The organism is Flavobacterium cerinum (assembly GCF_004028155.1).
Classification (GTDB): Bacteria; Bacteroidota; Bacteroidia; order Flavobacteriales; family Flavobacteriaceae; genus Flavobacterium; species Flavobacterium cerinum.
This window is the reverse complement of the sequence record NZ_SBII01000009.1, coordinates 11,497-23,330: the sequence shown is the minus strand read 5'-3', so window position 1 is coordinate 23,330 and position 11,834 is coordinate 11,497. Positions and strand designations below refer to the sequence as shown.

General features: G+C 34.5%; 9 protein-coding genes. 5 read left to right on the top strand and 4 right to left on the bottom strand.

What is annotated here, in order from left to right; all coding sequences use genetic code 11:
• Nucleotides 1-62: 62 nt before the first annotated feature.
• On the top strand, nt 63-1,088 hold the full coding sequence (locus EPI11_RS12545) for an SAM-dependent methyltransferase (RefSeq protein ID WP_128390328.1): 1,026 nt from the start codon (nt 63-65) through the stop codon (nt 1,086-1,088).
• On the opposite strand, the gene EPI11_RS12540 is transcribed toward EPI11_RS12545, so the two are convergent.
• A complete protein-coding gene (locus EPI11_RS12540; protein WP_128390327.1) occupies nt 1,089-1,643 on the bottom strand; it encodes a phage tail protein in 555 nt (184 codons plus the stop codon).
• A 330-nt stretch (nt 1,644-1,973) separates the two neighbouring features.
• Here EPI11_RS12540 and EPI11_RS12535 point away from each other — a divergent pair, with 330 nt between their 5' ends.
• From EPI11_RS12535 to EPI11_RS12525, 3 genes are all read left to right on the top strand, one after another.
• Nucleotides 1,974-2,327 (top strand): hypothetical protein, encoded by a 354-nt coding sequence (locus EPI11_RS12535; RefSeq protein WP_128390326.1) that lies wholly within the window; start codon nt 1,974-1,976, stop codon nt 2,325-2,327.
• 604 nt (nt 2,328-2,931) lie between these two features.
• Nucleotides 2,932-3,726 (top strand): sensor histidine kinase, encoded by a 795-nt coding sequence (locus tag EPI11_RS12530; RefSeq protein ID WP_128390325.1) that lies wholly within the window; start codon nt 2,932-2,934, stop codon nt 3,724-3,726.
• Between the two features lie 3 nt (nt 3,727-3,729).
• Nucleotides 3,730-4,407 carry a response regulator transcription factor gene (locus tag EPI11_RS12525; protein WP_128390324.1) on the top strand — a complete coding sequence of 226 codons (678 nt, stop codon included), beginning with the start codon at nt 3,730-3,732 and terminating at the stop codon, nt 4,405-4,407.
• A gap of 80 nt (nt 4,408-4,487) precedes the next feature.
• Here EPI11_RS12525 and EPI11_RS12520 read toward each other — a convergent pair whose 3' ends face one another.
• Together EPI11_RS12520 and EPI11_RS12515 are read right to left on the bottom strand one after the other, a co-directional pair.
• Nucleotides 4,488-5,324, bottom strand: a complete 837-nt coding sequence (locus tag EPI11_RS12520) for a DUF5689 domain-containing protein (protein WP_128390323.1) — start codon at nt 5,322-5,324, stop codon at nt 4,488-4,490.
• Nucleotides 5,325-5,337: 13 nt separating this feature from the next.
• Entirely contained in the window at nt 5,338-8,229 is a 2,892-nt protein-coding gene (locus EPI11_RS12515; RefSeq protein ID WP_128390322.1) for a carboxypeptidase-like regulatory domain-containing protein, read from the bottom strand.
• A 138-nt stretch (nt 8,230-8,367) separates the two neighbouring features.
• On the opposite strand from EPI11_RS12515, the gene EPI11_RS12510 reads away from it, so the two are divergent.
• Nucleotides 8,368-9,450 (top strand): endonuclease/exonuclease/phosphatase family protein, encoded by a 1,083-nt coding sequence (locus EPI11_RS12510; protein WP_128390321.1) that lies wholly within the window; start codon nt 8,368-8,370, stop codon nt 9,448-9,450.
• 71 nt (nt 9,451-9,521) lie between these two features.
• Here EPI11_RS12510 and EPI11_RS12505 read toward each other — a convergent pair whose 3' ends face one another.
• The gene (locus EPI11_RS12505) at nt 9,522-11,816 is read right to left on the bottom strand and encodes a T9SS type B sorting domain-containing protein (protein ID WP_164879170.1); all 2,295 of its coding nucleotides are present in this window, start codon (nt 11,814-11,816) and stop codon (nt 9,522-9,524) included.
• Nucleotides 11,817-11,834 lie beyond the last annotated feature (18 nt).

Sequence of the window (11,834 nt, the reverse complement as noted above, 5' to 3'; positions counted from 1 at the left end):
AATTATTTTTGTATGATTGCATTATCTTTTCAATCTTAGAGATTATAATAAACGTGTATAAAATGTATAAAGAGGAACTTGTATTTATTGTTAGATCGATAGTAGAATCAAATACTTATAAGAGTCATATAGCAGCTGCAGAAAAACTTTCTCTTTTTTATAAAAAAGTAACTTCAATCCAGGATCTCCAGTACAAAAGCAACGAAACCATTGTTACAGGAGGCGTTGCATTGTCCAGTTTTGAGGCTGGTTCTTGTGTTGATGATTATCTACGAACAGTTTTTTTTATTAAAGGAATCCATAAAGCAATAACTAAATTATGTATAGACTATCCTGAAAAAAGCATCAATATACTTTATGCAGGTTGTGGTCCCTATGCTACTTTATTACTGCCTTTACTTTCGTTATTCCATAAAAACAGAATTAATGCTATTCTGCTGGATATTAATGTTTCATCTCTTAATTCGGTACAAAATCTTATATCGATTATGGGTTTAGAAGAATATAAACTGCAACTGATCGAAGCTAATGCTATAACCTATAGTAAACCGGAAAATTTTATTATAGATTTGGCAATATCAGAAACAATGCATTACGGTCTAACGCGTGAGCCTCAAGTTGCTATAGTGAAAAATATTATAGCTCAAATGCCGGCTCATGGTATACTAATTCCGCAAGAAATAAATATAGATCTTGCGTATACTTTCTATGCTAAAGAACCCTTTGTTAAAGATGCAGTACATAATGTAAAGGGCCGCAACGAATTGCAGCCCTATGCTTTTCGTATCGATCTAGGTCGGTTATTCACAATAAGTAAAGAACATTTTAACGGGCAGATAAAAAGCGAATCGAAATTTGAAAGCAATTTTTATAACCTGCCGGATGATTATAGTAACCATCCTGATCTATGTATATTTACCGAACTCGTAATATTTGAAGACATTGAGCTTAAAACTGCCGAATCTTATATTACTAATCCTTACTGTGTAACTTCTTTATACAATTTTAAGGATACTTCTGTTTTTCAACTTGTTTATGATATTACAGATATACCTCAGTGGACATATAATTTACAAGATAAATACTAGTTAATCTCTTGTAGGGAAAATTCCTTCAAGGCATATAATATAGTTCATGGCCATATAAGGCTGCATGAGTGGAACAGCTGAGTTTGCACCTGCAATTGAATTTGTTACTGTTGTACCAACCAATTGAACATCTGGTGTTGCAGAATTAAAGCCTAAAGTAGGTACAAATGCTCTACTTACGATACTTCCTGGAGTAGCTATAGAAGCACCAGGAGTTGCAGTATCAAGTGTTGCATTTGCTGAACTTACTTTTACAGAAGCTGTGTGATTATGTGCTGGCATTTGATTTACAGTAAGTACAATTTGCTCTGCACCTGAAATTTGTCCTTGTACATAGTTTGATAGTCCTGGCCCTTGACCCATTCCTATAGGTACCCTGCTTTGCAAATTTGGTAGACCAAAAGTAGTTTGTCCATCACCACCATATGTTGTTCCTAAAATAGCAAACACAGCATTGTACTGGTTTATTGGTAAAAGTTGTCCATTACACATTGCCCAACCTCTAGGAGCAAAATTTCCTGCAAATAATTTGATAACTCCGATGAATTCTTCCATACGTTTTGGTATTTAATTGGTTAGTTGATTTTATCAAGTAAAATTAAATAATAGGTTTAAGGTGAAGCCACGTACTTTTACCTGTTTTTGTTTTAGTAGTACATTGAGTATTTTTACGTATTTATGCGTGTATAATAATTAATATTTAAATAAATGTTAATCATTCATTATTTTAATTAATTTTTAACAAATATTTAATCACATGTGCTTCCTGTATTTCATAATATTGCCCTGCAATTAAATAGAAAATAAATTGTTTTTTTATAAGTTATAACTTGTTAAAAATAATTTTATTTATTATATTGAATATCAACCAACCAACCAATAATTATGAAACAGGAAAGATTTATTATCACTTTAGAAACTGCCAGAAAATGGGCAAAAAGATGGAGAAAAGCAGAGGGAGATTATAACAAGCACCATGAGCTCCATGCTTTTTTAATTCCTAAAGACGATTTATTAGAGGTGCTGGCAGAAGGAGTAGATTCTGTACGTGCTTATTTGGGTGTAGATGAAAATAATGTTGAAAAACTTATGATCGTCGGTACCAAATATGACGAGGTGACCGAGACCTATATTGATATGCTTCCCGGAGGGCAGATCGAAGGAAGTATTTATGACTTTACAAGACCATGCCCACCTGCATGCGACAAAAAAAGTAAATTAAACGACTTATACATCTAATGTATGTATTAAAGATAATTTCTTATATAGGTTTAGTACTCGTGTTTATAAATACAATTATTTACTTTATAGGTTTTGCTCCAAAAAGCAAAGCCTATAAGTTTTTTGTCATATATCTTTTTGCTTTAACGGTTATTCAAACCACTGCCGAAATTTATGCTGATAAGGGTCTGAATAACCATTTTTTATCTACTTATTATCTCTTTTTGCAGTTTATATTATTAAGCTGTTTTTTTTACCATCTTTTTAAAGACATTAAAAATAAAAAGAGCTACATAATTAAGTACACATCACTATCAATCCTAATTGGATTGATTGTACAGTATACTATTTATCCTGAGCTTTATTATGTTTTTAACTCCATTGGTTTTTTACTTACTACTTCGGCAATTATACTGTATTCTGTTTTTTATCTTTTTGAACAAATGTCTAAAAAGCTGCCATTTTATTATACTAATATTGGAATATTCATCTATTTCATCAGCAGCTCTTTAATCTTTGCTTCGGCAATAGCCATAGTGTCATTTAACGATAAAACGAATATGTTAATCTGGAAAATAAATGCATTACTGTTTATAATTTATCAATTGTTAATTTTATGGGAATGGATGCAGAATTTTTATCTGAAACGAATAAAACAGGGTTAATTTTAATAACAGGCATATTTTTTATGTTCTTTATGGGCATGATTTTATTACTGTTCTTTTATTTTTCAAAAAAGAAAATAATTCAGAAAGAATTAGAGAAAAAAAATCTTGAATTAGAATACCAGCGGGATCTTTTGCAGGCGACCATTGAAGTACAGGAAGAAGAACGTAAACGGATAGCGCAGGATCTCCATGATGATATTAGTTCTAAGCTTAATATTGTTTCATTAAACAGCCATATGCTTACAACACCCGATTTAACGAGTGACGAAGTTTCTGAAATTACAGGAACTATTATTAATCTTGTTAACAAAGCACTTGATAATTCCAGAAGGATAGCTCATAATTTGTTACCTCCTGTATTAGATAAATTTGGACTAGCAGCAGGATTGGAAGAATTGTATTTTGAACTTAAAAGCAGTAAATCATTAGTAGTTAGCCATGAAAATAATGTAACGTTTAATGATGCAGATAAAGACAGGCATCTTCATGTTTTTAGAATTATACAGGAATTAATTAATAACTCTTTGCGCCATGGTAAAGCAACTGTTGTCTCTATAGTTTTTGACGAAAAAGATGGTAAGATTGTTTGTAAATATTCAGATAACGGAATTGGCTTTGATGCAGAAAATCTTAAAAGTCAAAAAGGACTTGGAATGAAAAATATAGAAAGCAGAATAATTTTTTTAAATGGTTCTATTGCCATTAAATCAGCCATAAATAAAGGAACAAATGTTGTTTTTAACTTTTAGATTATGAATGATAATATTAAAATAGTACTAGCAGACGATGAAGCTTTGTTTCGAAAAGGAATATCTTTTATCCTCGAAAAACAAAAGAATATCAATGTTATTTTCGAAGCTTCAAACGGTCAGGAACTCATTACGTTTTTAAACGGGCAAAGCACGCTTCCCGACATTGTAATTATAGATCTTAAAATGCCTGTTCTTAATGGAGTTGAGACTACAAAAATTCTCAGGGCAACTTATCCGGATATTAAAATAATAGCGCTCACAAGCTACCATACAAAATCATTTATAGCAAATATGATCGATGTAGGGGCTGTATCCTATTTGGTAAAGAACACAACACCTCAGGAATTAATAACTACTATTAACGAAGTTCACACTAACGGGTATTATTATAACGATTATGTATTGAAGGTAATACACGAATGCATTATTCTTCCAAAGAAGAAAGCCAAAAGCAGGTTTGACGACGAACAGTTAACTAATAGGGAAGTAGAGGTTCTAAAACTAATATGTAAGCAGTATAGCGGTGTCGAGATTGCCGAAAAATTATTTTTGAGTTCAAGAACAGTAGAAGGTCATAGAAATAATTTACTTAGAAAAACCGAATGTAAAAATATGATTGGCTTAATAATATATGCAATCCAAAATGAATATGTTTCTATGGAAAATTTAGTAGATTAATTTGGCAAAGATTAAATTTCAATAAAAAAGAGCCACTTGTTACAGTGGCTCTTTTTTATTGAAATTTAATCTTGATACGATTATTCTCCAACTCTTGGATTTGTTAGTTTAATATCGTCTTCAGATCGGGCAATGAACTGGTAATCTGAGTTGAACTTGGTTAACACACCTCTCACTGTTCCAGAACCGTTTGGTACTTTACTGTCTTTGTAGTTAGCAAAACTGCTCGTTCTGAAAATAATTTGGTTTCCAGTATCATCAACTATATAATAGTTTGTAGCACCACCAAGCTGATTGTTTTTGTCATAATACGTTTTGCCAACTGCAACTTTACTAAACTTTACATTTTGAAGTTCAATTAGTGTATTTATACGCTTATCTGATAATGCTTTTTCTATAGTAACTCTCTGTACAAGATCTTCTTCACTTACTTTAGTACATGAACGAACGACAACTTTTTCAAAATCTGTTGCAGAAAGTCTTCCAACTTCAGCATTTGATGTATTTGCATTAAACAAAGCTCCAATTCTTAATGAGCCAAATTTGATATCTACATATGTATTGTCCAGTTGAATAAGGACTTTTCTTCCCGGTTCAAATTTTTTAAATACAGTAGAGACATCGGCAGGAACACTAAAACCAAAAGTTCCGTCCAGAGTTTGTAATGAAACTGATTTAAAGAAGTTACCGCCAATATCACTAGAGGTAACGTAGGCTTCTATAATGCCGTTTTTAAGTCCGCTGTAAGGTTTAACCGCGCTTGTCGCTACAATGTCTTTAGGCTCCATGTTTTTTACAAGAGAAGTCTCAGTACAGGCTAATACAGGAGTTTTGTAATCGTCGTCGTTTGCACAGCTCATTAATAAACCAGTTGTTAATGCAAGTGCCAGTATAGATGTATTAAATATAGTTTTCATAGTATAGTGTTTTTTAAATATTGATATAAAGATTTACAAAAAAGGTTCTTCCGTAACCATAGAAGTATTTTGGAGCAAAAGAAGGAGTTCCGCTGGAAACGTCCTGGTTTAATTGTCTGTAAGTAGCATTACGTCCCTGTTCAAAACCACCGGTTTTATACGTTACGTCAAATACGTTATTTATACTTGCAAAGAATCCAAGAGTGCTGTTTCCAACTTTCCATGATTTCCCGCCTGTAAGATTAAACAAATAGAAATCTTCAAATTTTTCCTGTTTAAGCAATTGTCTTGCTCGTGTATCTGTAGCTTCAGAAAATTGATATCCTGTTTCCGGGTCTTTAAGGAAATTACTTGTTCTTAATAAAGCAGAAACATCAATGTAGTTACTTGCTAAGAAGTTAGCATTTGCCCCAATCCACCAGTATTTAGGATCTCTGTATTCAATCCCTATTGAGTAAGCCTGTTGTGGCATACCAGGAAGTTTGTAATCTTTTAAGCTTGCTTTTCCAAAATCTGTTGCTGCTGTTTGTCCCGGTACCGGCTGTACATTAACTTCTTCAGCTAAGGCAGCAAAAGCATCATTATTAACAGAAACATTTGGGTTGTTAGCATAAGTGTATTGTCCGTAAGCTGCAGCTGCAGTCACTTTTATACTTGGAGAGAACTGGTATTCGATACCTAACTCAAGTCCCATTTGTTTTTTAGAAATATCAGTTACTGTTTCAGCAATAAATGCATTAGCATCAGATCCCGATCCTTCAACAACTCCTTCAGCAAAGAAGAAAGAAGTTTCGGTAGCATTGTCTATTTTAGAATAGAAACCTGTTAATCTCGCTTTTAATTTAGGAGTTCTTATAATATAGCTGGCATCAATGCTTGAAATATTTTCACTGTCAATATCATTAACGATAGTGTTGTTTAATCTTGCATTAGGGAAAGTATTTCTAAGTGTTGGTGCTTTGGTCATGTAAATACCATTAACAGATAGAAGATGTCTTCCTGTTAGTTTATAAGTTAAACCACCTTTTACGCCATAATTATTGAAATCAATTTTTTCGCTTTTTCCAAAAGAGTTATTCGCATAGATACCATTTTTGTATAAACCTTCTCTTTGGTAATCAGATCTTGAGTAATTTCCTGCAGCATAAAAATCTACTTTATTGTAAGAGAATTTAAATTGTGCAAATGCGTCATAATAATCGGCCGTTAAATTATAGTTGTAGCCAAAAGTATCTCCAACACCTACCTGTCTGTTAGGATTGTTTAAATCTGCCTGTCCCTGGTTACCAGCATAGAAAGGATCAATATCATTATAATAAGCACCACCTAAAAGATCAAGAAGGTTCTGGAAGTTGTGCGACTTTAATTTTTTTAAAGTTACCCCTGCATTTAATGCTATATTATCCGACAATTGTGAGTTCAAAATACTATTTGCACTCCAGGTTTTATCATCTGTTCTATCTTCATATAATACATATCTGCTCACACCTGGTGTTCTTCCTATTTCATTATTGTTAGCATCGGTTACAGCATTTGTGTTAGCCATATACATACCGTTCCAGTCTATTTGTTTGTTTGCTAAAAAACGTTCTCGTGTCTGGTCGGTTAAGTACTTGTTTGATTCGTTGTTACCAATGTAGTGTCCGCCAAGACCGCCCGGCTGTAATTCAGAGGTATTTAAAGGATCTCCAAATTGAGAGCTGTAATAGCTTGGAAGATTCCTGTAATAAGTAGGATCCGGGTTATCTACATTTTGATAATCGATACGGCTGTTACCAATTTTCCCAAACTGATAGGATACATTTGTATTTAATGTCGTTCTCTCACTAATTGTCCAGTAATGGCTCAACATAAAGACAGGCTCTTCAACATCTTTATCTCTAGAGTTTCTTTTTTGGCCATTCTGGTAACCCCAGTATGAATTGTATTTTTCGCCAGCCAAAGCAGTAACTTCTTTTGTATTAGGAGAGTTTTTTCCACGGCTGTTTTGTGCATAGATACTGGTAAAGTTTAAACTGTGTTTGTCGCTGAAACGTTTCTCTACACTGGCAAAGAATGAATTTGCTCCATAATCTGTACCTTCAAAATAACCTTCATTGGCCCACCTGCGTGAAGCAGAAATTACATAGGCAAAACCATCTTTATCCATTCCTGAAGCATGGGTAGCCATTGCTCTCCAGTTGTAATTGGTATTAGTTCCTGCAAAAGAGATACGTGTACCCGGTCTGAAAATAGATGCCCTTGTATTAATTTCCTGAGTTCCAAGAATACTACCAAAAGTATAATCAGATGTACCTGAACCCATTGTGAATTCCTGGTTTCTTGTAGCATCGTTTAGACCTCCCCAGTTACCCCATTGTGGTCTTCCATCATAAAGTTTATTCATAGAGATACCATTTATCATGGTAACACCATATTCGTTATCTAATCCTCTTATTCTATAACGAGCCTGTCCCCAGTTAAATGCAGCTGTTTGCTGAAAAGCATCTCTTGATGCCTGTAATAAACCTGCGGTGTTTTCAGAACCACTGTTATCATCACCAAGATCATTCTCTGTAAGGGTTATAAGGCTTAGCTGCTGTTCAGATGTAATATCATACTGAAGCACAATAGTACCTAAGTCCAGTTGCTGTCCTTTTGTGATTTCAACATCAAATGTTTTAGGTGTGTACCCGGCACTGCTTATTAGTACTGTGTGTTTACCTTCGGCAACATTGTCAAATACAAAAAGACCTTCAGGGTTTGTAGTAACTACAAGATTTACGCTTTGAAGTGTGGCAGCTACATCTTGCAATGCGCGCTGCGTTTTGGAGTCAATTACGGTACCTTTTATTACTGAATTTTGCTGAGCCCAACAGGTGAATACCTGCGCAAACAGTAAAAGGCCAAAGAATAGTTTTTTCATAGATTTAGTTAAAGTTAATCCTGCAATCATTAAGTTAAAAATTTCTTAACGCGAGCAAAATTAGATGTTTTGATAAACCTATTTACTTTTGCTCCGGAGTTTAAACTAAACTTGATATTTACTTAATATACCGTCAAAATGATTAAAAATTTATTAACCTTATCTTTCACTATCGCTGCAATTCTGCAATTGTCGGCTCAAGAAAAACAATTTAAGGTGCACACGATCGCATTTTACAACGTAGAAAATTTCTATGATACGATTAATGATCCAAAAACAAGAGATGATGAATGGGTGTATACACCAAAAAACTTCAAAAAGAAAGTAAGTAACCTTGCAAAGGTAATTTCATTAATTGGTACCGATGAAAATCCAAATTCGCCTACCATAATAGGACTGGCAGAAATAGAAAATCAAAGAGTACTGGAAGCATTAGTTAAAGACCCTCAGCTTATAGGTAAAGATTACGGAATTGTACATTTTGATTCTCCCGACAAAAGGGGAATTGATAATGCTTTGCTGTACCAAAAAAAGCATTTTAAACCTACCTCATATATAAATGTACCTCTACTTATATATGATGAGTTTGCTAAGCCGGAAAGCAAAGAAAAAGTTGAACAGGCCGATAAAGACGACAAAGCAGAAGTTGACCCAAATTCAAACAGGATTTTTACGAGGGATCAATTACTGGTAAGCGGCTTGTTGGATGGGGAAGAGGTTCATTTTATTGTGAATCACTGGCCATCGCGTAGAGGAGGAGAAGCGGCAAGCAGCCATTTGCGAGAAGCGGCAGCAGCTTTAAACATGAAAATTATAGATTCCCTGTATAAGCTTAACCCAGATGCTAAAGTGATCACTATGGGCGATTTAAATGATGGGCCTTACAATAAGAGTATTAAAAAGGTTTTGGGTGCTAAGGCGAGAAAAGAAGATGTAAAACCTTTTGGAATGTTCAATCCGATGGAAGAAATGTCTAAAAAAGGAATTGGTACACTTGCCTATAGAGATGCATGGGATCTATTTGATCAAATGATCATCACAGAGCCGTTAATAAGAAAAGATTATACCTCATTTCGTTTTTGGAAAGCAAGCGTGTTTAAAAAGCCTTATATGTTCCAGGCATCGGGGCAGTATAAAGGGTATCCTAACAGAAACTGGAATGGTGAAATAGGATATAGTGACCACTTACCGGTTTACCTTTACCTGATAAAGCAGATGTAAATAGCAATTGCCTAAATAAAAAAAGAGTTCGTAAATCACGAACTCTTTTTTTATTTTCTATAAATATGAAATTAGCGTAGTAAAGAAAAATGTCCTTTAATAGTTCTTCCTGTTTCAAGATGGATTACAAACCAGTAGTCTGTTGCGGGTAAGGGCCTGCCGTTATAAGTTCCATCCCATCCCGGCCCCGTGCCTTTAAATCCTGTGAGAAGCTTTCCATAACGGTCAAAGATCAGTACTTCCGATTTTGGAAGTAAACTCAAATACGGTATTCTCCAAACATCGTTAATATTATCATTGTTGGGAGTAAAGAATTTTTGATAATCAAGAATGTAAATAACCTCAGAATAATTTCCACAGCCATTTTTGTCATTAATATAAATGGTGTATTTACCAGTTATCAGGTCTTTAAATACATTCTCATTCTGGTAATTTTTTCCATCAATGGAAAATTCATACTTACCGATCCCTTGTGGAGTTATTGTAATTGAATTGTTGTTTCCTCTAAAATCGTCAATATCTATGATAGCTCCGGTTGCAGGAGCAGAAGGAAGTACTGTAAATGTTTTAGAACCTTTGCAGCCATTGCTGTTTACAGCTGTAATGGTATAACTGCCAGGTTGATTGATATTTATTGTTTGTGTGTTTTGTATCGGAACTGTATTCCAGCTATAACTGGTAAACCCGGCACCTGCATCAAGAGTTATGATATTGTCTTCACATAAAATAACATCTTCGTTTTTAAAGCCGTTACCAAAAGTATATACAATGAGATTAAGTTTTATAATACTGTAACAATCACTGCCATTATAAATTCTGCCATAAATGGTTTGGTTATAAGCTGCGGTGTTTATAAAGTTCTCCGGAGTACTTATAGGATTTATGGAAGCCAAAGCATCAGCTCCTGATGTAAAGTAACGTAATTGCAGATTGGCAGGCAGGTTTTGTAGTATTTGCGCATTGCTAATTGTGAGGTCAAACGAAGTAAGACCGTCTTCAATTCCGTCTTCATCACATTTTGCCTGAGGATCAGGATTGGTTAATCCGTTAGCAGATGTTAGTAGGGTTAGCGTACTTATAGCAAAGCATCCATATTGATTTGTTACTCTTGCAGATATCTGTTGATTTAGAGTTATATTCTGGAATGCTGTCGTATTAACGATCGGGTTGATATTGAGGTTGGCATCAGTTGAATCTACAAAATACTGTACAGTAAATGCGGTGTTGTTATTAGTAATAATCTCAGTAGCAAGATTCAGGTTAAAGTTTGTAATTCCATCGTTATTTTCATCGCACTGTAATAGTGTATATGTTTGTGAAGGTGGGAGCGAAGCATATTCTATTTTGATCTTTCCTTTAGAAAAACAAGTGGCTGTAATCTTTATAGCAACAGTGTATTCTCCTTCTGAGGTTACAGTGTAAAGTGGAGCAGTTTTTCCGGGCAGCTCAGCACCATTTTTAGACCATTGGTAGCCTGAAGCATTCATAGTAGTAGCATCTAGTGTAATGGTCTCATTTGGGCAAAGCGGATTCTTAGTTGCCAGTAAACGATCGGGTCCAAGATCTGTAGTGTTTCTAAAACTCCCGCCGCCTAAAAATATAGCCGAATCATAAAGGTTATTTCCCTGATCTGCCACTACCAGTTTTATATGGTATAAAGACCCTGCATTTACATCAGTTTCTGCTTTTAAGGCGATTGTTTGGCCATTAAAGTTTATAGGGTGGTTAGGGCCGCTAAAACCACCAAAATACTGTTCGTTTGCCGATGGGCATACACCTTCTCCTCTCACTGTATTTACTTTTACAGGTATATTAGTTCCGGGTACTACAGCAAGATTTTTGTAAGGAGCAGAACCACTAACTTCTTTAATAAGAAAAGCAAAACCATCTGTGTAATTACATTGGTTTTGAGAGTTTATACTGGTAAGATATTGCTCTGAAGCAAAGATGTAATCAAAACTGATTTTATCTGTAAAAGGAACAAAGTCAAATTCTAAAATAGTAGCATTAATGGTATTGCTAACGTTCAATGCAGTTTCAAGGTCATTATCTCCCAGCCACTCGGTGCCACCTTCGCTAAGCAATGAATCATTAGGTCCGGTAACCGAAGCAGCATAACCGGAACTCAATACGATACCATTGCTAAAAGGAAATGTAGATCCACCATTAGTAAAATAACCGGAACTTTTTCTATTAGGAGCACCTTTAAAAGTAATATTAGAAATTTGGGCACAAGAACCATCTACTAATGCATCTACCAATTGTTGTGCGGTATAAGTATCATTTACCTGTACATACTGAGCTAGTAGGCTTTGTGTAAATGCTAAAAAGAATAATGCCAAAAAGAATGTAAAACGTGTTTTCATGATCGATAATGATACACA

Coding starts and splice junctions, on each gene's coding strand:
- EPI11_RS12545 (WP_128390328.1), top strand. CDS start 63: ATGTATAAAGAGGAACTTGTATTTATTGTTAGATCGATAGTAGAATCA.
- EPI11_RS12510 (WP_128390321.1), top strand. CDS start 8,368: ATGATTAAAAATTTATTAACCTTATCTTTCACTATCGCTGCAATTCTG.
- EPI11_RS12540 (WP_128390327.1), bottom strand. CDS start 1,643: ATGGAAGAATTCATCGGAGTTATCAAATTATTTGCAGGAAATTTTGCT.
- EPI11_RS12520 (WP_128390323.1), bottom strand. CDS start 5,324: ATGAAAACTATATTTAATACATCTATACTGGCACTTGCATTAACAACT.
- EPI11_RS12525 (WP_128390324.1), top strand. CDS start 3,730: ATGAATGATAATATTAAAATAGTACTAGCAGACGATGAAGCTTTGTTT.
- EPI11_RS12515 (WP_128390322.1), bottom strand. CDS start 8,229: ATGAAAAAACTATTCTTTGGCCTTTTACTGTTTGCGCAGGTATTCACC.
- EPI11_RS12530 (WP_128390325.1), top strand. CDS start 2,932: ATGGATGCAGAATTTTTATCTGAAACGAATAAAACAGGGTTAATTTTA.
- EPI11_RS12505 (WP_164879170.1), bottom strand. CDS start 11,816: ATGAAAACACGTTTTACATTCTTTTTGGCATTATTCTTTTTAGCATTT.
- EPI11_RS12535 (WP_128390326.1), top strand. CDS start 1,974: ATGAAACAGGAAAGATTTATTATCACTTTAGAAACTGCCAGAAAATGG.